Below are 22,895 nucleotides of genomic sequence, written 5' to 3' on the forward strand. Positions count from 1 at the left end.
ATAAGCTATGTCTATGAAAATCAGTGAGAAAAAATTTAATGATCGCGTTGGCGATGGAATTCAAGATTCGTTTATGCGCGGAGCAGTATCTTCTGCACAAACGCGTTTATATACAAATCGATTGAAAGCAGCTGAAGAGTTAGGAAACTGGGAAGAGTGGCGTGAACTAGGTGAACAAATTCGTCAACATACGTTAGAAAATCTTGATTATTACTTAATGCAGTTAAGTGAAAATGTATCAAAAAGAGGCGGTCACGTTTACTTTGCGAAAACGAAAGAGGATGCAGCAAAGTACATTCAAGACGTTGCAAAAAAGAAACAAGCGAAGAAAGTTGTAAAATCAAAATCAATGGTAACTGAAGAAATTAGTATGAATCATGCCCTTGAAGAGATTGGTTGTGAAGTGTTAGAGAGTGACTTAGGAGAGTATATCTTACAAGTAGATAACGATCCACCATCACATATTATTGCGCCTGCACTTCATAAAAACAGAACGCAAATTCGTGATGTATTTAAAGAAAAACTTGGATATGAAAATTCTGATGATCCATACGAAATGACAAAGTTTGTTCGTAAACAACTTCGTGAGAAATTTATGGATGCAGAAATTGGTGTGACAGGTTGTAACTTCGCTGTTGCAAATACGGGCTCTCTTTGTTTAGTAACGAACGAAGGTAATGCCGATCTTGTTATGTCGATTCCGAAAACACAAATTGCAGTAATGGGTATGGAACGTATGGTTCCGACAATGGAAGAATTAGATGTTTTAGTTGGTTTACTATGTCGTAGTGCAGTAGGTCAAAAGCTAACAAGTTATGTAACAGTAGCAGGACCAATTCAAGAGGAAGAGGTAGATGGACCAGAAGAGTTTCATTTAGTCGTTGTTGATAATGGCCGCTCTCAAATCCTTGGATCGGAATTCCGTTCAGTATTGCAATGTATTCGTTGTGCTGCTTGTGTCAATGTATGTCCTGTGTATCGTCACGTTGGTGGACATTCATATGGTTCTATTTATTCAGGACCAATTGGTGCAGTGTTAACACCACTTTTAGGTGGATATGATGATTATAAAGAACTTCCTTATGCATCTAGTTTATGCGGAGCGTGTACGGAAGCTTGTCCAGTAAAGATTCCGTTACATGATTTATTATTAAAACATCGTCAAGTTATCGTTGAGCAAGAAGGACGTGCCCCACTTGCAGAGAAATTAGCAATGAAAATGTTTAGTATGGGCGCATCTTCAGCAGCTTTATATAAAATGGGATCAAAAATAGCACCGGCAGCAATGAGTCCATTTACATCTGGCAATCGTGTATCAAAAGGTGTTGGTCCACTTAAAAACTGGACGGATATTCGTGAATTCCCGGCTCCAAGTAAAGAACGATTCCGTGATTGGTATAAAGATCATAAGAAAGGCGGGGACAAATAATGACAGGATTAATTCAAAACCGTGAGTCCTTTCTAGATAATATCGCAAAAGAACTTGGGCGCGCGCGTAAAACAGAAGGCGTAGAACGTCCAGCATGGAAAAGTAATGTGAATGAAGAAACGTTAAAAGATTATTCACAAGAAGAATTGTTAGAAGTATTTAAAAATCAATGTACAAACATTCATACAACTGTTGTGGAAACGACAAACGACCGTTTACGTGAAGATATTCAAAAAGTAATCGTTGAAAACGGCGGAGGACCTATTATATTATCAGCAGATGAACGTTTTGATTCCTATGGATTGACTTCTTTATTTAAAGAAGAGCTTCCAAAGCAAAATGTTGAGGTAAATGTATGGGATCCTGAGAAAAAAGAAGAGAATATGCGTATAGCGGAAAAAGCGAATATCGGTATTGCATTTAGTGATTATACATTAGCTGAATCTGGTACGATTGTTGTACAAAGTCATAAAGGACAAGGGCGTTCTTTACACTTTTTACCGACTGTATACTTTGCTATTATTCCACGTGAAACACTTGTACCTCGCATTACACAAGCAGTTCAACATATGAACTCTCGTGTGGAAAAAGGTGAAGCAGTCGCATCTTGTATTAACTTTATTACAGGACCAAGTAACTCTGCGGATATTGAAATGAATCTTGTTGTCGGAGTACACGGACCATTAAAAGCAGTATATTTCATCGTATAAAATAGGGGAAAGCAGGCCGGAAAACGGCCTGCTTTTTTAATAGAATAAAGATAATATGAAGTAGAAGTTCTCTCCTTTTTTTGTTATGTTCTTTTGGAAAGGAGAGGAAGGGATGTTCACTTATTTATATGCATTGTTAATGGGTATGGTGTTTGGTTCTTTTTTTATGGTGATTGCGATGAGAGTTCCAGTAGGGGAATCTATTATTACACCGCGTTCGTACTGTTATTACTGCAAGTATACGTTAAAGCCGAAAGAACTGATTCCAATCATTTCATTTTGTATACAAAAAGGGCGTTGTACGAATTGTAAGAGGAAAATCTCAAGTTTGTACATAGTATTTGAATTTGTTACAGGTAGTTTATTTTTTCTTACTGTATATGTAATTGGAATAGAACGAGAGCTCATCATCACTTTATCGCTCTTTTCTTTACTTCTTATTATTTCAGTTACAGATTTAGTATATATGCTAATACCTAATCGTATTTTAATTTGGTTTGCGCTTTTGCTTATTTTAGAATGTATTTTTGTACCGTTAGTTACTTGGATAGATAGTTTAGCTGGTAGTGGAACTATATTCATTTTGTTATATTGCATGCAAAGGATTTATCCAGATGGTCTTGGCGGAGGTGATGTAAAATTACTTTCGTTACTCGGATTTATAGTGGGAGTGAAAGGGGTTTTTATAACTTTATTTTTAGCATCTTGCTTTAGTCTTTGTTTTTTCGGAATAGGTATAGCGTTAAAACGTATAAAAATAAGAACCCCAATTCCGTTTGGACCTTTTATTAGCCTTGGAGCAATATGTTATGTGTTGGTCACATATGCAAAATAGAGAGGAGATAGAAAATGAATGTATATATGGATGATCAAAGAAGTTGCCCGTACGGATATGTTTTGGCAACTACAGTAGAATCTGCATTACAATTTGTTCGGAGTAATAAGGTAAACATCCTCTCTCTTGATTTTAACATGGGATGGAGGCAAAAGAATGGGTTAGATTTTGTAGAAGTCTTTTGTACAGAAGGTCTATATGTTAATGAAATTCACCTTCATACAAATGATGTCATCGGTATGCATCAGATGAAACAGAGAATAGAGAGAGGGAAGGAAGAAGGGGAAATTAATCCTTGTATTGCCTTGAAATATGTAGGGAGCTAAAACCTCCAAAGTGAAACTTAAACAGACTATAATAAGAAGAGGATAATATGTCCAATATGAGGACGTAGTATCCTCTTTTTTCTTGCATTGTATATTATATAAACAGAGATTAAACATAGTTTATTATGTATACAATGAATTTTAAAAGAGCCGAAAATAAAAAGAACCACTTTCTGTTAGAGAGTGGCTTTGTATAAGTACGATTACTACATCTTATAGAGCGCGTATGTAAGTAATTACTTAAATGCATATCGTCTTATTTACTGGAAGAATAACCCATGTTATATTACTTTCTAATCAGTCTCGTTAAAGCCATCCCAAGAAATCCAGCACCCATTCCTATTAGCCATCCAGTTTGGGTATTTCCTAACATAGATCCCACTCCTCCACCAAGAAACATGCAGCCAACGAATACTAATCCTCCAATTCCCCAGTTCGGCCGATCCATAATTCAATCACACCCTTTCAATAAAACATATGCTATTAGCTACCTAAACTTTCTTGCATAGAATATGTTAATTATTTTGCTAGAGATGGTGTAGTTATTCGGCTTAAATTTAGCAACTTTCAGGGAATTCAAAAGACGTGGAGATTGACCGATTTGAAGGAATTGCAGGAGGAGAATTTTATTTTTTGTATTATAATAACTTAAGGGTTGTGGAACAAATTCTTCTTCAACTAACTAGCTAATAAAGGTCTGGTGATTTTCGACAATCGGGCGCTTTAATGGAATAAAAGGAGAGCATATATTAGTCATGTATAATATGTGCTTTCCTTTATTTTTAGAGATTTTTATAATTTAAGTCTTGATAAGTGATACTTTGGAGTTTTTAGTGTTTCATATGTGCTTGTAAAGGAATAATTTCCTCTGTTTGAGCTGCTACTAATTCAGTTTCTTCTTGTTTAGCAACAGGTGCTTTCTTTGTTAAGTAATGATATACCATACCGACAAATACCGATCCGCCAATAATGTTACCGATTGTAACTGGAATTAAGTTATGAATAGCCCCAGCGAAAGTAATTGTATCAGGATGTGGTGAAACTAAAGATAAGGCAAACAATGATAAGTTTGCAATGCTATGCTCATAGCCAGATAAGAAGAATGTGAAAACGAGCATCATTATCATCAATATTTTTGCTGTATCACCTTTTACTTGAGAAGGTAAGAAGCAGGCAAGACATACGAGCCAGTTGCATAAAATCGCTTTAAAGAATAATTGCATTGTAGGTGTGTTCATTTTTCCTTCAACGACTGTATTCATTAAATGACCGTGATCGATTGCTCCGAAAATGCCAGTTGCGTAAAATAGTAAGGCAAAGAATAAAGCGCCAGCTAAGTTACCTGCATAACAAGCAACCCAGTTGCGAAGTGTATCAGAAATAGTTGTTTCTTTTCTTAAAGTTGCCACTGTGAAGTACATTGTATTGCCAGTAAATAATTCAGCACCGCCATATATAATAAGTATCAGAGCAATTCCGAAAAACATGGAGGAAGCTAAATATGTTGCTGGTGAATCAACAACATGAAAAAAGTTACCTAATTTAAAACATAGTACAATAATAAAACCGATATAAATGCCAGCAAGTGCAGCGCGAATGAAATATTGCATTGGATTTGTATCTAGCATTTGCTTTTTGCTCTTAGCCAGTTTTACAACGTAATCTAATCCTTGTTCTAGCATGAGTAATACGCTCCTTTAGTACATCGTCTATAAATACTCCTTATATGAATAAAGTACATGGATTTGTTCTCATTTTCAATAAGTTTGTTCAATGTTTCACAAAAAGGACATACATCTGGAAAGGAAGCGTTTACAAAAGGTAGTATAATGGAATTTTTTCTAAAAATAGAGAGGGATTGAAACGAGGGGAAAAGAAAAAGCGCTGTAATTACAGCGCTTTTTCGTCTAAATTCTTTTCTACTTTTACTTCTACTTCTTTCGAGAAGAACCAACCGCCAACTGCGATTCCAATTAATACAATCCAGAATGTAAGCTTCCACGGAGTAGATTCTGGGAATGAATGCGGAAGGACACCTAAAGCAGGGTGTGCTAGCGTATAAATCGCTAATTTTACACCAACCCAACCTACAATTAAGAATGCTGCAGTTTCAAGTCCTGGTTTACGTTTTAATATTTGTACGAAAGCAGTTGCTGCAAATCGCATTATAACTAATCCGATAAGTCCACCTGTAAAGATAACGATAAATTGACCTGTATCAAGACTACCAATCGTACCTAATCCTGTTTTCGGTAAAGTCACTGCTAATGCAACAGCAGCTAAAATTGAATCAACAGCGAAGGCGATATCAGCAACTTCGACTTTAAATACAGTCCACCAAAAGTTTTCTTGTTTTTTCTTTGCTTCTTTTTCTTCTGTTTCTTCATGTGAATTCTTTTTAACATACGTTTTAAATAAGTGATTCCCCGCGATAAACATAAGATAAATCGCACCAATTGCTTGCACTTGCCATACATCTACTAGGAACGAAATCATAAATAGTGATCCGAAGCGGAAAACGAACGCTCCTGCTAATCCATAAAATAGTGCTTTCTTTCGTTTTTCTTCTGGTAAATGTTTTACCATGATTGCGAGAACGAGAGCGTTATCAGCCGCTAAAATCCCCTCTAGTGCAATTAGGATGAGTAATACCCAACCATACTCCAATAATAATGATACATCCATGTACATTCTCCTCTCATTTCTATAAAGACTAAACAAGTGAAGAAGTTCCCCACTGTTTAGTTTCCCCATACTCCTGCGTATCAACGGTGGAAGGAATTTGAAAACAAAAAAGACCTCTGCCGTTGATAGGCAAAGGTCTTGCTAGACATATGTAATGAAAATGCCAACAAAGCCGGAAGAACTAAGTTCTACGTAATGACGACTTTGTTTCCAAGAAATAGTTCTTGGACGCTACTCCCCTTTGGAGATATGCTATTGTATTCTCATTATATGGATAATTTATACGGTTGTCAACCTGTTAAAATATCTTCGTTGGGATATTTTATTTTTCTTTGTTTTTTACGTGCAAATGAAAAGGCTAATGTTAAAGGCCCCATCTTTCCAAAAAACATCATAAAGATAATAATTGTTTTGCCAATGATTGTTAAGTGTGGCGTCAAATTCATGCTAAGGCCGACAGTTCCAAATGCTGAAAATACTTCAAAAGCACTCATTAATAAAGGAACTTTTTCAGTGATGCTTAAAATTAAAATGGAAAGAAAAATAAACGAAATTGAAATAATAGTAATCGTTAATGATTTGACAATGAGCGTATCTTTAATGGATTTTTTAAATACGACAATATCATCTTGTTCTTGCAAAAATTTAAATACGCCTAAAAACATAATTAAAAAAGTTGTTAACTTAATCCCGCCACCAGTAGAAGCACTGCCAGCACCAATAAACATAAGAAGCATCATTAATAAAAGAGAAGGTTTTGATAATGCAGAGATATCAACAGTATTAAACCCGGCAGTACGCGTTGAAATCGCTTGAAAATAAGCAGCCATACCCTCTTCAAATGGTGTAAAACCTCTCATGGAAATTGAATTATGAAACTCGAATATAAAAATGAAAACTGTAGCAATAATATTGACGATAAGAGTAGAAGAGAGCATAAGCTTTGAGTGCAAAGTAAGGTTTTTAAAGTTTTTCTTTCTTTTTACATCTACGATAACTGTAAAACCAATCCCACCTAAAATAATGAGGGAAGAAATAACGAGATTGACGAGAATGCTATGGGAGTGTGACATTAAATTATCGCTCCACACAGAAAACCCAGCATTGTTAAAGGCTGAGATAGAATGAAAAAAGCTGTAATATATCCCTTTGGCAATCCCGTATTTTGGTACCCATTCAAAGGAGAGAAATAAAGTAGCGATACATTCTACAGTAAAAGAAAATAAAAATAATGCTTTTGCAAGACGAATGATTCCGCCGACATTTGTTTGGTTTAATGCTTGTTGTAATAAAATCCGGTTTTGAAGGCCGATTTTTCTGCCGAGCATAATTGCGATTAAAACAGCAAAGCTCATAATGCCAAGCCCGCCAACTTGTATAAGTGTTAAAATGACACATTGGCCAAATAAGGTAAATACTTTACCAGTGTCCACAACACCAAGCCCTGTAACCGTACAAGCAGAAACCGTTGTAAATAAGGCATCGAGCCATGAAATAGACGTTGTTGTAGCAATTGGCAATTTCAATAGGCATGTACCGATAATCGATAGCATAATAAAAGATACAGTAAGAACACGGGGAGGACTCATGCTAATGTTAATCCGTTTCATTTCACATATCGTTCCTTTCGATTTGCTCTTACTAGTATGTGAAGAAGCACTATTATGTATGTTAAAAAAGAAAGAGGCAGAGAATATCTGCCTCTAAGCCATAGGTTATATAGTTATCCGCGTAATTGTTGTTGAGCTAAAGCAACAAGACGTTTCGTTACTTCACCGCCAACTGATCCGTTAGAACGAGAAGCTGTATTAGATCCTAAGCTTACACCGAATTCTTGTGCGATTTCATATTTGAATTGTTCAAGTGCTTGCTCTGCACCCGGAACTAGTAATTTGTTTGTTTTCACCATGTTGATACACATCCTTAAAGAGTAATCCAGTTTAGCTAAGTGCTATCTGGTAATGTTATTTTATGTGTAAACGACGTACTCATACACGGAAGTAAACGGTGTGATTAGAAGTTCTTGGATAGAAAAAAGAGTAGCAAATTTGCTACTCTTTTTTCAGTATTGTCGCTGTACCTTCTACGACAATATCATCAGATTGATTATATATGTTTGTTTGCAATGTGATGATTTTTTTATCGTCCCGCTTTTTAATAACTTCTGCCACAACGCGAAGTGTATCACCGATTTTGACAGGAGCACGGAATGAAACGTTTTGTGATAAATAAATCGTATTTTTGCCAGGGAGTTTCGTTCCAAGAATGGTAGAAATAAAACTTGAAACGAGCATGCCATGGGCAATACGTTCTTTGAACATTGTCGTTTTTGCAAAAGAGTCTAGAATGTGAATAGGATTTACATCTCCAGTCAATTTTGCAAAATTGATAACGTCCTCATCCGTAATTTTTTTTGTAAGTGATGCTTGATCACCGACTTGAATCTCATCGTAACGAAGCTCTGGAACAGTTTGTGCTTCTTGAAATGGATTCATTTTGTCCTCCTTCTTTTCCATATCGAAAAATGTAAGCCATCTTGATGTAGTAGGAGGAAGAAAGAGTTTTGTTTGTGCTGCAGTTAGTTGCCACATTTTTCTTATTTGATGGAAGTAAATAGATTTTTTGAGTTTTCCTCGAACTGCTTTGCGAGTTCTAGTTGTTTGGACTTGAACTCTCCCAAAAAAACTTCTAACTGTTTTTGAACCTCTTCACGCTGCGACTGTTGCTGTTCGATAAAGTGTTTTGTTGTTTCTTCAAATTGGCCGCTAGTTTGAGTAAGAATAGACAAAGATGTTTTCGTAGGCGAAACAGTAAGTTGGTGCATTTGATTAGAAAGCTCATTCCACTTTTCTTGCCACTCGTTAATTTGATCATTTAAGGAGTTTCCAGTTAATTGCTTCACATAGTCTGTATATTGGTTATTGAACTGAGCAGTGAATTGGTGTAGTTCTTTTTCTAGTTCATCTACTCCTGATGTTAATTTATGCAAAGCGTCTTGTTGTTGTTTTAACGTTTCTAAAGTAAGTTGCTCTAATTGTTTCCCAGCTGAAGAGAAGAGGGAAAGAGATTGAGACCAGTTTTTCCAAAATGCATCGACTAATTCGTATGGCTTAGTTTCCATTGTGTGACCTCCAAATGTTTTTTTGAATATTATGAACGCAGATTACTCTGCTGTACCACCAGGTGAAGATGAAGAATCCTTTTCATCCTTTTCTGGAGAAGTAGAAAATGGAAAGAATGCATTGGTGTATAACGTGAAAAACGTCCGCAACATATTTTGATAATGTTCAAAAGAAGTCGCACATGTTGTTAAATATTGCTCTCCATATTCTGTTAAAGAATAAATTCGTTTCGCTGGCCCGCCTTCGCTTGTATCCCAAGTAGAAGAAATAAGATTTTCTTTTTCTAATTTGCGTAGTGTCCTATACACATTACCTTGGTCAACAGAAGAAAAGCCGATGTCCATTAGCATTTGAATAAGTTTGTAACCATGAAGACTCCAGTCTTTTAGACAGAGAAGTAAGAAAGGAACTAAGAAGTTTTTTGGCATGGAGTTTGGTTGTTTCGCTTGGTTTTTTTCCAAACTTTCTGGGTGTTCTGGTTCATTATGTAGCATGATTGTGCATCACCTCATGAATCAGTTAGATGGAATTTTTTGCTTATAAGTGCAATTTACACCTATCTGTTTTTAATGTCAATACATTTGTTGGAAAATAAAGAAAAATAAAATATATACTTGAATTTCTATTCAGAATATTAGAAAATAGTGAATAGGTTGAATTGTTTCAAAAACGAAAAAGGGAGTGTAGTCGAAGTGATTGATCAAAAATTCGATCCATTGCAAGCATGGAAAAATGCTTATGAACAAACCGAAACATTTTGGGGAAAAGCGCTCAATGAAACAATTAAAACAGAAGAATATTCTGCTTGGATGGGCAGCGTTCTAGATTTGAATTTGTTTTATCAAAAAGCATTAAATGATACGACAAAAAATTATTTAGAACAGGTGAATGTGCCGACGAGAGAGGATATCGCTAGAGTAGCTACGCTTGTTATTAACTTAGAAAATAAAGTTGATAACATCGAGGAAATTCTAGAAGAGAAAGTGGATTCATTAGGACAAGCTCCTACATTAAAGCGTGATGTTACGAAAGTAAAACAAGATATGCGCACGTTGGAAACGAAAGTTGATCAAATTTTAGAATTGCTAGAAAAGCAAAATGCAGTACTAGCTAAACTACAAGTACCTGTAAAAGAAGAAGTAAAGCCTGTAAATAAGCCAGAAAATAAAAAATGATAATCACGTTTGTTTATAACGTGTAAAAGAGAGAGGGAGAATCTCTTTTCATGTATAAACAACGAAACATAATTAATATATGGACTCAATTAGTATGAGTACCAAAATGATTCATAACAATCGTTCACAAATTCATTTAAGGGGGAAAAGAAATGGTTCAATTAAATGGCAAAGTAGCAATCGTAACAGGTGGGGCAAAAGGAATTGGAAAAGCAATTACAGTAGCATTAGCAGAAGAGGGAGCAAAAGTAGTTATTAACTATAACAGCAGTAAAGAAGCAGCTGAAAACTTAGTAAATGAATTAGGAAAAGAAGGACATGATGTTTATGCAGTTCAAGCGGATGTTTCTAAAGTAGAAGATGCAAACAGACTTGTAGAAGAAGCTGTGAATCATTTTGGTAAAGTTGATATCCTTGTTAATAATGCTGGTATTACAAGAGATCGTACATTCAAAAAGTTAAATCGTGAAGATTGGGAGCGCGTAATTGACGTGAACTTAAGCAGTGTATTTAATACGACAAGCGCTGTACTTCCATACATATCGGAAGCAGAAGAAGGTAGAATCATTAGTATTTCGTCTATTATTGGCCAAGCAGGTGGATTTGGACAAACAAACTACTCAGCAGCAAAAGCAGGTATGTTAGGATTTACAAAATCATTAGCGTTAGAACTTGCAAGAACAAATGTAACTGTAAACGCAATTTGCCCAGGATTTATTGATACTGAAATGGTAGCAGAAGTACCAGAAGAAGTGCGTCAAAAAATCGTTGCGAAAATCCCGAAAAAACGTTTTGGTCAAGCTGATGAAATTGCAAAAGGTGTAGTATATCTATGCCGTGACGGTGCGTATATCACAGGTCAGCAATTAAACATTAACGGCGGATTATACATGTAATGAAGTAAGAAAAAAAGTGCATATCCATAGCAGGAATGCACTTCTTTTTTTAGAAAGAAATTGACCAAAAAGGAGATAGAAAAAATGACTACATTCGTAACGGAATGGGAAAAGCAATTGGAGTTGTACCCAGAAGAATATCGTAAAGCATATCGCCGTGTGAAAAGAGCGAGCGAAGTTTTATTACGCGAACCAGAACCACAAGTTGGTTTAACGCCGAAAGAGGTTATTTGGACGAAGAATAAAACGAAGCTTTATCGTTACATTCCAAAACAAGAAAAAACACAGAGAGTTCCAATCTTATTAATATACGCTCTTATTAATAAACCGTATATTATGGATTTAACTCCAGGTAATAGTTTAGTGGAATATTTAGTAGATCGTGGTTTTGATGTGTATATGCTTGATTGGGGCACATTTGGTTTAGAAGATAGTCATTTGAAATTTGATGATTTCGTGTTCGATTATATTGCAAAAGCAGTGAAAAAGGTAATGAGAACTGCAAAATCGGACGAGATTTCTTTACTTGGTTATTGCATGGGTGGAACGTTAACATCTATTTATGCAGCGCTTCATCCGGACATGCCAATTCGTAACTTGATTTTTATGACAAGTCCTTTTGATTTCTCTGAAACAGGATTATACGGTCCTTTATTAGATGAGAAATATTTCAATTTAGATAAAGCGGTTGATACATTCGGAAATATTCCGCCAGAAATGATTGATTTCGGAAATAAGATGTTAAAACCAATTACAAACTTTGTCGGCCCATATGTTGCTTTAGTCGATCGTTCAGAAAATGAGCGCTTCGTCGAAAGTTGGAAATTAGTTCAAAAGTGGGTAGGCGATGGTATTCCGTTCCCAGGTGAATCTTATAGACAATGGATTCGTGATTTTTATCAAAATAATAAATTAGTGAAGGGTGAACTCGTTATTCGCGGACAAAAGGTAGACCTTGCAAATATTAAGGCGAATGTCTTAAATATTTCTGCGAAACGTGATCACATTGCTCTGCCATGTCAAGTAGAAGCTTTACTTGATCATATTTCTAGCACAGATAAAGAGTATGTATGTTTGCCGACAGGACATATGTCTATCGTGTATGGTGGAACGGCTGTAAAGCAAACATATCCGACGGTTGGGAATTGGCTTGAAGAGCGTTCTAATTAAAGAGAAGAAATCCAACTAGCGTATGTTAGTTGGATTTTTTTATGGGAAATGACGAAACATAGGAAGGAGAAAAATACATTGTAGGAGTATAATTATGAAGCTTATGACTGGTAAGTTGTTTTGGAGTACTGGAGTTTCTGTACCTTGTTATCCAACATTAGAAAATGATATGATATGTGATGTGCTAGTAATTGGAAGTGGAGAAGCAGGTGCTCATATAGCGTATTCATTAGCTAAAATTGGAATGCGTGTTATGCTCATTGAAAAAAGAGCAATTGCATGTGGTAGCACAGCTGCAAATACAGGATTATTACAATTTGTTAATGATAAATCGTTAACCTCTCTTATTTATACATTTGGTGAAGAGAAAGGGGTACGAGCATATAGACTTTGTTATGAAGCGCTGCAAACAATGGAGAAGGTTGTGCCAACTCTCGATATTGATCCCCATTTTATTCCGCGAAATAGTTTGTATTATGCAAGTAGAGATGAGGATATTTCATTTTTACAAGAAGAATATAATACGTTACGCCATTATGGATTTCCGGTTGAATATTTTACAGAGTCTGATATTAAGAAACGTTATTCATTTGCAAAACAAGCAGCGTTATATACAAGCGGTGATGCAGAAGTGAATCCGTATTTATTAGCGCATAGTCTTTTGCATAAAGCGAAACAAATGGGCGCTACTATATATGAACATACAGAGGCATTACATATTAAACAAATCCAAAATGATTTAATTTGTTACACGAATACAGGAAATAAAATCGTAGCAAAGAATGTTATTATGGCGACAGGTTATGAAGCAATTTTTGGAAAGAAAGAAAAAAATACAACAGTAGAAACGTCTTATGCCGTTGTGACAAATAAGATAGATCATTTTGAAGGCTGGCATGAGCAATCATTAATTTGGGAAACAGCACGTCCGTATTTGTATTGTCGAACGTATCAAAACCGCATTATTGTAGGCGGATTAGATGAGGCGCTGAAAATTCAAAAAATCGGCGATACGAAATTATTGCATAAGCGTAATCTCCTTATTAACATTGTAAAAGATATGTTCCCACAGTATAAAAATATACAGGCAGAGTACTATTGGGCAGCAGCATTTGGTGGCAGTCATGACGGTCTTCCTATTTTAAAAGAAGATAAAAACATACATAATTTATATTACGCACTGCCGTATGGGGGAAATGGAACTGTATATGGAATGGTATTTGCGAAATTATTTCAGCAGTTATTTACAAATGAAGAAAGTGATGATTTTTCTTTATTTAATCGATAGAAAAAAGGTAGCGAAGTGATGGAATGAGAGATATAAAAAAGTTTTTACAAAAGTTACGTCCCGTGCAACTTATCGTTGTATTTTATTTACTAGCGGTAGTTGTATCGGTAATTTTACTTAGTTTACCATTTGTTACGAAGCCTGGCGTGAAATGGACATTTATAGATGCGCTGTTTACATCTGTTAGTGCTGTAAGCGTTACAGGACTGTCTGTTGTGACTATTTCAGATACGTTTACAACAGCAGGAATTATTGTTTTAGCCCTGATTTTACAATTAGGCGGATTAGGAATTATGGCACTTGGTACATTCGTTTGGATTATAACGGGTAAAAAGATTGGTTTGCAGCGAAGAAGGTTAATTATGGCAGATCATAACCAAGGAAATTTATCGGGCCTTGTAGAATTGATGCGTTCTATTTTAATTGTAATTATTTCGATAGAACTCATTGGAGCAATACTATTAGGTACAAGATTTTTACTATATTTCCCGACTTGGCAAGAAGCTTATTTTCACGGTTTCTTTGCCGCTGTGAGTGCAACAACGAACGGAGGATTTGATTTAACAGGACAATCACTTATTCCGTACAAAAAAGATTATATTGTTCAAATGATTCATATGTTGCTTATTATTTTAGGAGCTATCGGTTTCCCAGTGCTAATGGAAGTAAAGCAATTCCTTAGTAAAAGGCGACAACAACTATTTCGCTTTTCATTATTTACAAAATTGACGACAATGACATTTTTTGCACTCGTTATTGTCGGAACAATTATGATTTTTCTATTAGAACGAAATCATTTTTTAGTAGGAAAGTCATGGCATGAAACTGTATTTTATACACTATTCCAATCTGTGACGACGCGAAGTGGTGGACTCGCTACAATGGATATACGTGAATTATCACAACCAACGCTTTTATTTATGAGTATATTAATGTTCATTGGAGCATCTCCAAGTTCAGTTGGGGGCGGAATACGTACAACAACATTTGCTGTTAGTATATTATCGCTATATACATTTGCAAGGGGCGGGAGAACAGTCCGTATTTTCAAACGTCAGCTACATGAAGAGGACGTGTTGAAAGCATCTGTCGTTATGACAATGGGGATTTTATTATGTGCCTCAGCGCTATTTATTTTATCCATTACGGAAAATGTACCACTTATGAGTTTAATAGTTGAAGTTTGTTCTGCTTTCGGGACGACTGGACTATCAACAGGTATTACTCCAGAGTTAACAAATGTTGGTAAACTTGTACTCATTGTACTTATGTTTATCGGACGCGTCGGTATTTTAACATTTATATTAGCTAGTGGTGGAAGAGAACAACCACCTCGCTATAAATATCCGAAAGAGAGAATTATTATTGGATAGTATGAAACCATTCTACCTACGTTAGGTAGAATGGTTTTTTTAATCGTTAATTCCAAATTGAGGGTGCATAAAAGCATCATTTTTGTTATCAACTTCGTTTTTTAGTAGTTCTTGATTTTCTTCTGAGATCCATCCGATATCATTTGTAGGATGGATCCATTCTTCTCCAGCCATAACGGCAGGATCTATTTCATCACTCCAATTATTAAGAGGACTGTTAGTGGAATCGTATTTACTGTCTCCAATTACAACATCGTATTGATTAATAAAAGGTTGTTGCATTTGTTTTCCTGTGCCTTTAAATGATGGGAAATTCATTTGATGCGGGAGCGTCTCGTCTAAAATTGGCGATTGTATCGTTTCTTTTTCTTTCAAAGTAATCGCTCCTTTTTGTAATGGCTTGTTCGTATGTAGTATTTCCATCTATAAGCTCTTCTGTACTTGTTAACACTTCCCAGTAATAATTACTGTAAGTTGTTTCAAACTAGAATAGAAAGTTATTTCGTGAGAGCAGGTGAGTATGTTGGTAAAAAGAAAAGTAAAACAAAATGCAGCAATTAATAATAATAAAACTCCGAAAGAAAGCTTACCAGATGCAGAATTTGCATTAGAGTATGAAGGAGAAAATAGTGCGAAATACGCAAATCGTAATTCAAAAAAAGGTAAACAAAAATGAGGCGTTTTTTACAAACGCCTCATTTTTTTGTGGGATTATAAAGATTTTTTTAATTATTTGTAAATTTCAGGTTTGATATTAGCGGAAAAATGAGAAAAAACATAGAAGTAGCAACGTATTACACAAAAACAAACAACAAACAAAAGATTAATGTTGGTTTAATACTGCTTTTACACTAGTTGTTTATATTTGAGTTGTACATAAGATTTGTAAAAGGAGAGAGAGACAGTGAAAAAAACAATCTTTAAGGCTGTAGCAACTGGAATGGTATTTTCGTTATTAATGGGGTGTGGTGCAAAGAAAGAAGAAAGTGCTGGAGCAAAAGTGAAAGATGATAAATTATCTGGATCATTAACTATTTACACAGCGATTGAAGAAGAGCTTGTACCGATTTATCTTGATTCTTTTAAACAGAAGTACCCAGACGTGAAGTTGAACATTGTTCGTGATTCAACTGGAGTTATTACAGCGAAATTGCTAGCTGAAGGAAAAAATACACAAGCAGATGTTGTATGGGGAACTGCAGCGTCTAGTCTATTAGCTTTAGATAAAAAAGATATGTTAAAAGGATACTCTCCAAAAGGAGCAAATCGTGTTCTTCCGCAATTTAAAGATGATAAGCAACCAGAAAAATGGGTAGGTAATACGGCATTTATGACGGGGATTGCTGTAAATAAAGAAGAATTAAAGAAGAAAAATTTACCGATGCCAGAATCATATGAAGATTTAACGAAACCAGAATATAAAGGAACGCTAGTTATGCCGCATCCAGCTTCTTCTGGAACAGGATTTTTAACAGTTTCTGCATGGCTACAAATTATGGGAGAAGATAAGGGCTGGGATTACATGAAGAAACTTCATGATAATATGGCAACTTATACGCATTCAGGTTCAAAACCAGCGAAATTAGCAGGGGCAGGTGAATATCCAGTTGGTGTATCAATGGTTTATAGTGCTTTGAAAGAGAAACAAAAAGGTGCACCAGTTGAAGTTGTACTGCCGAAAGAAGGATTAGGTTGGGAAGTAGAAGCGAACGCACTTATTAAAAAAGATAATGCAAAAAATGATAAATTAGCACAAGCATTTTTAGATTGGGCAATTACAGATGATGTAATGAAGTTATACTTCGAGAAAAATGGATTTGCGACAATTAAAAATGATTATAAACTTCCAGATGGATTCCCTAAAGATGTGACAGAAAAGTTATATAAAAAGAATGACTTTAAATGGGCAGCAGAAAATCGTGACAAAATTTTAGAAAAATGGGAAAAAGAGTTTGGCCAAAAAGCAGAACCGAAAAAGTAAGTGAGTGGGAGAGAGAAAAATGAGCGAATATTTATCAATTCAACACATTCAAAAACAGTTTGATGCATTTACAGCGTTAAAAGATATTTCTTTTACTGTGAAAAAAAATGAGTTTGTTTGTTTATTAGGCCCAAGTGGCTGTGGGAAAACGACGTTGCTCAGAATTTTAGCAGGACTAGAAGAGGCAACAACAGGTAGTATTGCTGTGAATGGAAAAGATATTACAGCATTACCACCTGGAAAGAGGAACTTCGGAATGGTTTTTCAATCGTATGCATTATTTCCGAATTTAACTGCACTTGAAAACATTGAATACGGCTTAAAGACAAAAAAATATGGAAAAGCAGAAGTAAAAGAGAAAGCGCTATCGGCGTTAGAACTTGTTGATTTGATGAATGTAAAAGATAAATATCCTGCTCAAATGTCCGGTGGACAACAGCAGCGAGTAGCACTTGCACGTGCGCTCGCTCTGTCTCCCGATATTTTGTTACTTGATGAGCCGTTATCTGCTTTAGATGCAAAAGTGCGTGAAAAGTTGCGTAGAGAAATGCGTGATTTGCAAGAAAAAGTGGGAGTAACAACTATTATGGTAACGCATGATCAAGAAGAGGCATTAACGATGGCTGATAAAATTGTTGTAATGAATCATGCGGAAATTATGCAGATTGGAACACCAGAGGAGATTTATCAAAGACCAGCCAATCCGTTTGTGGCAGATTTTATTGGTTCTATTAATTTCTTTTCGAAAAATAACGAAGAACATGCAATTCGTCCGGAACATGTAACTATTGTACAAAATAATGGTATTAAAACAGTTGTAGAAAGCATGGAATTTCGCGGATCTGTATACCGGACGGAAGTGCGGGTCATAGAAGAGAAAACACACCTTTATAATGAGAAAATTGTAGTGGATATATTGGCATCAGAAGTAGAGGAAACTGCTATTAGAAAAGGAAAGCCAATTCAAATCTCTTTCTCAGAAAATCATATGTTGTCATATGGAAAGAAGGTCATTGTATAGATGGAGATGTTAGAAAACTTTAAGGCAGAAAGTACAAAAAAAAAGATTAAGAGACGTATCGGTAAAGATGAGTGGATACAAAGACTATTAATTATTGGTATGCTTCTTTCATTTTTTATCATGCTTGTATTGCCTTTATTACAACTGTTTACACAAGCCTTTTATGATAAAGATGGAGCTTTTGTTGGTGTTGCGAATTTCAGTAAATATTTCACAACACCAACGCTAGTTCAATCACTACAAAATACGATATGGATTTCGGGCGCTGCAACCATTATTTCGGTTACACTCGCTTTCGCTTACGCATATGCGATCGCTCGTACAAATGTTTTTGGAAAGCGCGTATTTCAATACATAGCATTATTACCATTATTCGCACCGACGATGATGCACGGTATTGCGCTTACATATTTATTTGGTAATCAAGGGTTAATAACAAAAGGGATGTTTGGTTTATTTGAAGGAATACAAATACCGTTATACGGACCAGTAGGAATTGTAATAGCTGAAGTTATGTATACATTTCCGCAAGCATTCCTTATTTTATTAATTGCTCTCCAAGGTTCTGATTATCGTTTATATGAAGCTTCTAATATGTTAGGTGCAAGTAAAGTGAAACAGTTTCTTACGGTTACTTTACCTAGTGTGAAATACGGATTAATTAGTGCGATGTTCGTTGTATTTACACTTAGTTTCACTGATTTTGGGGCACCTAAAATTGTTGGAGGACAATATAACGTACTTGCTACTGACGTATATAAGCAAGTAATTGGACAGCAAAATATGTCCATGGGCGCAACTGTCGGAATGATTTTATTAATCCCAGCTATTTTCGCATTTGCAGTTGATCGTATTACGCAAAGAAAACAGGCGAATCTCTTATCTTCAAAAGCAGTACCTTACAGAATAATAAATAATAAGAAAAGAGATGTTATTTCATTCGTATATTGTAGCGTAGTCACATTTATGATCATTCTTTTATTTGTGGCAGTTGGTATTGCTGCAAGTGTGAAAGTATGGCCATATAATATGAGTTTTACACTTGAGCATTTTAATTTTTCAAGTTTGACAGGAGACGGAATTGAAGCATTTAAAAATAGTGTAATTGTCTCAGCTATTACGGCAGTTATCGGGGCGATTTTAACATTTGTGTTCGCTTATGCGATTGAAAAAATAGAACAGCTACATGTTTTCAGAAAAGTAGGTTACTTTTTCTCTATTGTACCGTTAGCGATTCCTGGATTAGTACTTGGATTAGGATATGTCTTTTTCTTCAGTCAACCAACAATTCAAATTCTAGGACTTTCAGTAACAAATCCGTTTCATTCCTTATATGGCACAATTGCTGTTTTAATATTAGTAAATATCATTCATTTTTACTCTGTAACGTTTGTTACCGCAACGACTGCTTTAAAGAAACTGGACCGAGAGTTTGAACTTGTTTCACAGTCGATGAGTGTACCATTCTATAAAACTTTCTTTCGAGTAACAGTACCGATGTGTTTACCAGCTATTTTAGAAATGGTTATGTACTATTTCGTAAATTCAATGGTAACTGTATCGGCAGTAGTGTTCTTATATGCGGCTGATTTTAAACTAGCTGCTGTATCAATTGTAAATATGGATGATGCAGGAAATGTAGCACCAGCAGCTGCAATGAGTGTACTTATTGTTGTTACAAATATTGTAGTGAGAGTTGTATATGAATGGGGAACGAAAGCACTTCGTAACCGAACGTCACAATGGCAAAAAAGATAAGTAAGAAGGGTGATGGATAGAATGAAAATTGAAGCAGTTATTTTTGATTGGGCAGGTACGACAGTTGATTACGGATGTTTTGCACCATTAGAAGTATTCATGAAGATTTTTCATAAACGCGGTGTTGAAATTACAGCAGAAGAAGCACGTAAGCCAATGGGATTATTAAAAATAGATCATGTAAGGGCACTAACAGAAATGCCTCGTATTGCAAATGAGTGGAAGCGTGTTTTCGGACAATTACCAACAGAAGCAGACATTAATGAGATGTATGAAGAATTTGAAGAAATTCTCTTTGCTAATTTACCGTACTATGCCACGCCAATTGATGGAGTAAAAGAAGTGGTTTCTTCACTACGTGAAAGAGGTATTAAAATTGGATCAACAACTGGTTATACGAGAGAAATGATGGACATTGTTGCAAAAGAAGCAGAAATACAAGGGTATAAACCTGATTTTCTTGTGACGCCAAATGATGTTCCAGCAGGTCGTCCATATCCGTGGATGTGTTATAAAAATGCGATGGAATTAGGTGTATATCCAATGAATCATATGATAAAAGTTGGAGACACCGTGTCAGATATGAAAGAGGGTAGAAATGCTGGAATGTGGACAGTTGGTGTAATCCTCGGTAGTAGTGAGCTCGGTTTAATGGAAGAGGAAGTTGAGAATATGGATCCGTTAGAGCTTCGTGAAAAAATAGAAGTAGTTCGTAATCGTTTCATTGAAAATGGGGCTCATTTTACAATTGAAACGATGCAGGAGCTCGAAAGCGTAATTGAACATATCGAGAAACAAGAACTTATTATTTCATAAAGGGGGCATAGGGTCATGAATGAAAATCACTATTTATTATTAACGCCAGGACCATTAACGACAACAAAAACGGTAAAAGAAGTTATGCTATACGATTGGTGTACGTGGGATGTTGAATATAACACGATGGTGCAAGATGTAAGAAATAGGCTTGTATCGTTAGCGACAAAGGAAGCAGAAAAGTACACAACGGTTTTAATGCAGGGAAGCGGTACGTTTTCGGTTGAAGCAGTAATTGGTTCTGTTATTCCTAGAAACGGAAAGCTGCTAGTTTGTACAAATGGTGCGTACGGAAAGCGGATTGTACAAATGGCAGAGATGTTACATATAAATGTGGTGGTCAGTCAAACAGAAGAGTGGGAGCCTACTAATATTGCAGAAGTAGAACAATTATTGCAACAAGATAAAAAGATTACGCATATAGCAGTTGTTCATTGTGAAACAACGACAGGTATTATTAATCCAATTGTAGATGTATGTGAATTAGGAAAACAATACGGAAAAGTTACACTGGTTGATGCGATGAGTAGTTTCGGTGGTATTGAAATAGATATCGCTGAGTTGCAAATTGACTTTCTAATTAGTAGTGCGAATAAATGTATTCAAGGTGTTCCCGGATTCGGTTTTGTCATCGCAAATCGTGATGAATTATTGAAATGCAAAGGGCAAGCCCGTTCTTTATCATTAGATTTATATGATCAATGGGAAACGATGGAAGAGCAAAATGGGAAATGGCGTTTTACTTCACCTACACATGTTGTACACGCTTTTTATCAGGCATTGCTTGAATTAGAAGAAGAAGGCGGGGTAAGAGCCCGTTACAATCGATATTATAATAATCAAAAATTATTAGTGAACAAAATGAAAGAAATAGGCTTCAAGCCATTAGTAGATGAAAAATATCAATCTCCTATTATTACATCTTTCATTTATCCAGAAGCAGGATTTGAATTTTTGCAGCTGTATAATGAATTAAAGCGATATGGATTTGTTATTTATCCTGGTAAAATTTCGAAAGTAGATACGTTCCGCATTGGAAATATCGGTGATGTACATGAAGACGATATTAATCGCTTAGTTGATAGTATTGCTAAAGGGGTTGTTATAGGGTGAAAGTATTTTGCTTAGGTGGAGCAGGTAAAATTTGTCGTGAAGCAATTTTAGATTTAGTTCAATTTTCATCTTTTGAGACGATTACGGTAGCCGATTTTAATGAAGAGGAAGGCCGAAAAGTAGTAGAGTGGTTAAATGATCCTCGTGTTGATTTTGTAAAAGTCGATGTGACAAATCATGAGGATACGGTCGCAAAAATGAAGGGCTATGACATTGTAATGGATGGCACGACGATAAAGTTAAATGGCTTGTCTACTCGCTGTATTGCAGATGCCGGCTGTCACGGTGTGAACTTGAATGGATTTGGTGAAGAAAATAAATCCCATTCTATATTTGTTCAAAACGGAAAAGCATGTTTACCTGGGTTTGGTATGACGCCAGGTGTAACGCAAATGATGGCTATGTATGCAGCAAATCAGCTAGATACTGTAGAGTCAGTTAGAGTAAGTCATGGCTCATATCGTCCAATTGCTTTTTCTGCATCAATTACAGAAACAACGACATATGAATATGATCCACATTTACCGTCGCGTACAGTGTATGAAGATGGTGAATTTAAGCAAGTACCTCCGTTTGCGCGCCCGAGAGAAATTGAATTACCAGCGCCTTACGGAAAAACAATGCAGTATATCATCCCGCACTCAGAAACGATTACGTTAGCGAAGGCACTGGAGGATAAAGGTGTTGGGCTGATAGAAACGAGAGGTACTTGGCCAGAGCAAAATATGCAGCTCGTTCGTGCTTTATATGATTATGGTATATTGCGTAATGATCAAATTGAAATAAACGGTAAAGAAATTGGTATTATGGATTGTATTTCGAAGTATCTATTACAATCGAAAGAAGGGCAAGCAACAGAGCTTTATGGTTATGCACTTCATGTAGAAGTAGTAGGTATGAAAAATAATCAAAAACAGCGACATGTATTATACAATACACATCCGCTATCTGACGGTTCTGTAGTAGGTTGGGAGAAATTAAGAGCCTATACAAGAAATGTTGGTATCCCATTTGGAGTTGCTACAGAGTTAATTGCAAAAGGAGTAGTTAATAAAGTCGGTGTTATTACTCCTGAAGAAGCTTTTGAAAATCCAAAAATTATTTTTGATGAATTGGAAAAGCGTGGTATTTATATTCATGAAGAAATTTTCACTGAAAAAGAAAATTATAACTTTGTATAAGTAAGGCAGTTTATGA

25 protein-coding genes and 1 riboswitch are annotated in these 22,895 nt (G+C 35.7%); of the genes, 16 read left to right on the forward strand and 9 right to left on the reverse strand.

Annotation, left to right across the window (positions count from 1 at the left end; all coding sequences use genetic code 11):
- Positions 1-7 precede the first annotated feature (7 nt).
- From MHB76_RS06495 to MHB76_RS06510, 4 genes are all read left to right on the forward strand, one after another.
- Complete coding sequence (locus MHB76_RS06495) at positions 8-1,429, forward strand: LutB/LldF family L-lactate oxidation iron-sulfur protein (protein WP_002149674.1); 1,422 nt, start codon at positions 8-10, stop codon at positions 1,427-1,429.
- On the forward strand, positions 1,429-2,139 hold the full coding sequence (locus MHB76_RS06500) for a LutC/YkgG family protein (protein WP_078173265.1): 711 nt from the start codon (positions 1,429-1,431) through the stop codon (positions 2,137-2,139). The genes MHB76_RS06495 and MHB76_RS06500 overlap by 1 nt, the downstream gene beginning before the upstream one ends.
- A gap of 112 nt (positions 2,140-2,251) precedes the next feature.
- The gene (locus MHB76_RS06505; RefSeq protein WP_002158755.1) at positions 2,252-2,974 is read left to right on the forward strand and encodes a prepilin peptidase; all 723 of its coding nucleotides are present in this window, start codon (positions 2,252-2,254) and stop codon (positions 2,972-2,974) included.
- 14 nt (positions 2,975-2,988) lie between these two features.
- Entirely contained in the window at positions 2,989-3,300 is a 312-nt protein-coding gene (locus tag MHB76_RS06510; RefSeq protein ID WP_002158754.1) for a cyclic-phosphate processing receiver domain-containing protein, read from the forward strand.
- Between the two features lie 286 nt (positions 3,301-3,586).
- Here the strand turns inward: MHB76_RS06510 and MHB76_RS06515 are convergent, their stop codons facing one another.
- The 8 genes from MHB76_RS06515 to phaQ all read right to left on the reverse strand — a co-directional run bounded on the left by MHB76_RS06515 (position 3,587) and on the right by phaQ (position 9,601).
- Positions 3,587-3,748 (reverse strand): hypothetical protein, encoded by a 162-nt coding sequence (locus MHB76_RS06515; protein ID WP_016100337.1) that lies wholly within the window; start codon positions 3,746-3,748, stop codon positions 3,587-3,589.
- 382 nt (positions 3,749-4,130) lie between these two features.
- Positions 4,131-4,982: a formate/nitrite transporter family protein gene (locus MHB76_RS06520; protein ID WP_002158753.1), complete on the reverse strand. Its 852-nt coding sequence runs from the start codon at positions 4,980-4,982 to the stop codon at positions 4,131-4,133.
- 208 nt (positions 4,983-5,190) lie between these two features.
- Positions 5,191-5,985, reverse strand: a complete 795-nt coding sequence (locus MHB76_RS06525) for a TerC family protein (RefSeq protein ID WP_002158752.1) — start codon at positions 5,983-5,985, stop codon at positions 5,191-5,193.
- Positions 5,986-6,064: 79 nt separating this feature from the next.
- Positions 6,065-6,237: riboswitch (yybP-ykoY riboswitch) on the reverse strand.
- A gap of 38 nt (positions 6,238-6,275) precedes the next feature.
- Positions 6,276-7,595 carry a TrkH family potassium uptake protein gene (locus MHB76_RS06530; RefSeq protein WP_078173264.1) on the reverse strand — a complete coding sequence of 440 codons (1,320 nt, stop codon included), beginning with the start codon at positions 7,593-7,595 and terminating at the stop codon, positions 6,276-6,278.
- Positions 7,596-7,708: 113 nt separating this feature from the next.
- Positions 7,709-7,894 (reverse strand): alpha/beta-type small acid-soluble spore protein, encoded by a 186-nt coding sequence (locus MHB76_RS06535; RefSeq protein ID WP_000241212.1) that lies wholly within the window; start codon positions 7,892-7,894, stop codon positions 7,709-7,711.
- A 142-nt stretch (positions 7,895-8,036) separates the two neighbouring features.
- Positions 8,037-8,480 carry a MaoC family dehydratase gene (locus tag MHB76_RS06540; RefSeq protein ID WP_001067911.1) on the reverse strand — a complete coding sequence of 148 codons (444 nt, stop codon included), beginning with the start codon at positions 8,478-8,480 and terminating at the stop codon, positions 8,037-8,039.
- Between the two features lie 101 nt (positions 8,481-8,581).
- Entirely contained in the window at positions 8,582-9,106 is a 525-nt protein-coding gene (phaP, locus tag MHB76_RS06545; protein ID WP_002011575.1) for a polyhydroxyalkanoic acid inclusion protein PhaP, read from the reverse strand.
- A 42-nt stretch (positions 9,107-9,148) separates the two neighbouring features.
- On the reverse strand, positions 9,149-9,601 hold the full coding sequence (gene phaQ, locus MHB76_RS06550) for a poly-beta-hydroxybutyrate-responsive repressor (protein WP_000903018.1): 453 nt from the start codon (positions 9,599-9,601) through the stop codon (positions 9,149-9,151).
- 198 nt (positions 9,602-9,799) lie between these two features.
- Here phaQ and phaR point away from each other — a divergent pair, with 198 nt between their 5' ends.
- From phaR to MHB76_RS06575, 5 genes are all read left to right on the forward strand, one after another.
- On the forward strand, positions 9,800-10,282 hold the full coding sequence (gene phaR, locus MHB76_RS06555) for a polyhydroxyalkanoic acid synthase subunit PhaR (RefSeq protein WP_000566956.1): 483 nt from the start codon (positions 9,800-9,802) through the stop codon (positions 10,280-10,282).
- A 152-nt stretch (positions 10,283-10,434) separates the two neighbouring features.
- The gene (locus MHB76_RS06560; protein ID WP_000250406.1) at positions 10,435-11,178 is read left to right on the forward strand and encodes an acetoacetyl-CoA reductase; all 744 of its coding nucleotides are present in this window, start codon (positions 10,435-10,437) and stop codon (positions 11,176-11,178) included.
- Positions 11,179-11,262: 84 nt separating this feature from the next.
- A complete protein-coding gene (gene phaC / locus MHB76_RS06565; protein ID WP_002011573.1) occupies positions 11,263-12,348 on the forward strand; it encodes a class III poly(R)-hydroxyalkanoic acid synthase subunit PhaC in 1,086 nt (361 codons plus the stop codon).
- 94 nt (positions 12,349-12,442) lie between these two features.
- Complete coding sequence (locus tag MHB76_RS06570) at positions 12,443-13,636, forward strand: NAD(P)/FAD-dependent oxidoreductase (protein ID WP_340986033.1); 1,194 nt, start codon at positions 12,443-12,445, stop codon at positions 13,634-13,636.
- A gap of 23 nt (positions 13,637-13,659) precedes the next feature.
- Positions 13,660-15,009 (forward strand): TrkH family potassium uptake protein, encoded by a 1,350-nt coding sequence (locus MHB76_RS06575; RefSeq protein ID WP_078173262.1) that lies wholly within the window; start codon positions 13,660-13,662, stop codon positions 15,007-15,009.
- 39 nt (positions 15,010-15,048) lie between these two features.
- On the opposite strand, the gene MHB76_RS06580 is transcribed toward MHB76_RS06575, so the two are convergent.
- Complete coding sequence (locus MHB76_RS06580) at positions 15,049-15,432, reverse strand: DUF3905 domain-containing protein (protein ID WP_002158745.1); 384 nt, start codon at positions 15,430-15,432, stop codon at positions 15,049-15,051.
- 97 nt (positions 15,433-15,529) lie between these two features.
- Here MHB76_RS06580 and MHB76_RS06585 point away from each other — a divergent pair, with 97 nt between their 5' ends.
- The 7 genes from MHB76_RS06585 to MHB76_RS06615 all read left to right on the forward strand — a co-directional run bounded on the left by MHB76_RS06585 (position 15,530) and on the right by MHB76_RS06615 (position 22,879).
- Positions 15,530-15,685 (forward strand): hypothetical protein, encoded by a 156-nt coding sequence (locus tag MHB76_RS06585; RefSeq protein WP_002011566.1) that lies wholly within the window; start codon positions 15,530-15,532, stop codon positions 15,683-15,685.
- Positions 15,686-15,913: 228 nt separating this feature from the next.
- On the forward strand, positions 15,914-16,990 hold the full coding sequence (locus MHB76_RS06590) for a putative 2-aminoethylphosphonate ABC transporter substrate-binding protein (RefSeq protein WP_016104247.1): 1,077 nt from the start codon (positions 15,914-15,916) through the stop codon (positions 16,988-16,990).
- Positions 16,991-17,009: 19 nt separating this feature from the next.
- On the forward strand, positions 17,010-18,011 hold the full coding sequence (locus MHB76_RS06595; RefSeq protein ID WP_078173261.1) for a putative 2-aminoethylphosphonate ABC transporter ATP-binding protein: 1,002 nt from the start codon (positions 17,010-17,012) through the stop codon (positions 18,009-18,011).
- A complete protein-coding gene (locus MHB76_RS06600) occupies positions 18,012-19,769 on the forward strand; it encodes a putative 2-aminoethylphosphonate ABC transporter permease subunit (RefSeq protein ID WP_078173260.1) in 1,758 nt (585 codons plus the stop codon).
- Positions 19,770-19,790: 21 nt separating this feature from the next.
- Positions 19,791-20,585, forward strand: coding sequence for a phosphonoacetaldehyde hydrolase (gene phnX / locus MHB76_RS06605; RefSeq protein ID WP_078173259.1), 795 nt, complete (start codon positions 19,791-19,793; stop codon positions 20,583-20,585).
- A 15-nt stretch (positions 20,586-20,600) separates the two neighbouring features.
- Positions 20,601-21,698 carry a 2-aminoethylphosphonate--pyruvate transaminase gene (gene phnW / locus MHB76_RS06610; RefSeq protein ID WP_078173258.1) on the forward strand — a complete coding sequence of 366 codons (1,098 nt, stop codon included), beginning with the start codon at positions 20,601-20,603 and terminating at the stop codon, positions 21,696-21,698.
- Positions 21,695-22,879 carry a saccharopine dehydrogenase family protein gene (locus tag MHB76_RS06615; protein ID WP_078173257.1) on the forward strand — a complete coding sequence of 395 codons (1,185 nt, stop codon included), beginning with the start codon at positions 21,695-21,697 and terminating at the stop codon, positions 22,877-22,879. The genes phnW and MHB76_RS06615 overlap by 4 nt, the downstream gene beginning before the upstream one ends.
- Positions 22,880-22,895 lie beyond the last annotated feature (16 nt).

Source organism: Bacillus sp. FSL M7-1345 (genome assembly GCF_038006985.1).
Lineage (GTDB): Bacteria > Bacillota > Bacilli > Bacillales > Bacillaceae_G > Bacillus_A > Bacillus_A cereus_U.

Excerpts from the sequence above, each read along its gene's own strand:
- MHB76_RS06495 (WP_002149674.1), top strand. The coding sequence starts at position 8 with ATGTCTATGAAAATCAGTGAGAAAAAATTTAATGATCGCGTTGGCGAT.
- MHB76_RS06500 (WP_078173265.1), top strand. The coding sequence starts at position 1,429 with ATGACAGGATTAATTCAAAACCGTGAGTCCTTTCTAGATAATATCGCA.
- MHB76_RS06505 (WP_002158755.1), top strand. The coding sequence starts at position 2,252 with ATGTTCACTTATTTATATGCATTGTTAATGGGTATGGTGTTTGGTTCT.
- MHB76_RS06510 (WP_002158754.1), top strand. The coding sequence starts at position 2,989 with ATGAATGTATATATGGATGATCAAAGAAGTTGCCCGTACGGATATGTT.
- MHB76_RS06515 (WP_016100337.1), bottom strand. The coding sequence starts at position 3,748 with ATGGATCGGCCGAACTGGGGAATTGGAGGATTAGTATTCGTTGGCTGC.
- MHB76_RS06520 (WP_002158753.1), bottom strand. The coding sequence starts at position 4,982 with ATGCTAGAACAAGGATTAGATTACGTTGTAAAACTGGCTAAGAGCAAA.
- MHB76_RS06525 (WP_002158752.1), bottom strand. The coding sequence starts at position 5,985 with ATGGATGTATCATTATTATTGGAGTATGGTTGGGTATTACTCATCCTA.
- MHB76_RS06530 (WP_078173264.1), bottom strand. The coding sequence starts at position 7,595 with ATGAAACGGATTAACATTAGCATGAGTCCTCCCCGTGTTCTTACTGTA.
- MHB76_RS06535 (WP_000241212.1), bottom strand. The coding sequence starts at position 7,894 with ATGGTGAAAACAAACAAATTACTAGTTCCGGGTGCAGAGCAAGCACTT.
- MHB76_RS06540 (WP_001067911.1), bottom strand. The coding sequence starts at position 8,480 with ATGAATCCATTTCAAGAAGCACAAACTGTTCCAGAGCTTCGTTACGAT.
- phaP (WP_002011575.1), bottom strand. The coding sequence starts at position 9,106 with ATGGAAACTAAGCCATACGAATTAGTCGATGCATTTTGGAAAAACTGG.
- phaQ (WP_000903018.1), bottom strand. The coding sequence starts at position 9,601 with ATGCTACATAATGAACCAGAACACCCAGAAAGTTTGGAAAAAAACCAA.
- MHB76_RS06560 (WP_000250406.1), top strand. The coding sequence starts at position 10,435 with ATGGTTCAATTAAATGGCAAAGTAGCAATCGTAACAGGTGGGGCAAAA.
- phaC (WP_002011573.1), top strand. The coding sequence starts at position 11,263 with ATGACTACATTCGTAACGGAATGGGAAAAGCAATTGGAGTTGTACCCA.
- MHB76_RS06570 (WP_340986033.1), top strand. The coding sequence starts at position 12,443 with ATGAAGCTTATGACTGGTAAGTTGTTTTGGAGTACTGGAGTTTCTGTA.
- MHB76_RS06575 (WP_078173262.1), top strand. The coding sequence starts at position 13,660 with ATGAGAGATATAAAAAAGTTTTTACAAAAGTTACGTCCCGTGCAACTT.
- MHB76_RS06580 (WP_002158745.1), bottom strand. The coding sequence starts at position 15,432 with ATGGAAATACTACATACGAACAAGCCATTACAAAAAGGAGCGATTACT.
- MHB76_RS06585 (WP_002011566.1), top strand. The coding sequence starts at position 15,530 with ATGTTGGTAAAAAGAAAAGTAAAACAAAATGCAGCAATTAATAATAAT.
- MHB76_RS06595 (WP_078173261.1), top strand. The coding sequence starts at position 17,010 with ATGAGCGAATATTTATCAATTCAACACATTCAAAAACAGTTTGATGCA.
- MHB76_RS06600 (WP_078173260.1), top strand. The coding sequence starts at position 18,012 with ATGGAGATGTTAGAAAACTTTAAGGCAGAAAGTACAAAAAAAAAGATT.
- phnX (WP_078173259.1), top strand. The coding sequence starts at position 19,791 with ATGAAAATTGAAGCAGTTATTTTTGATTGGGCAGGTACGACAGTTGAT.
- phnW (WP_078173258.1), top strand. The coding sequence starts at position 20,601 with ATGAATGAAAATCACTATTTATTATTAACGCCAGGACCATTAACGACA.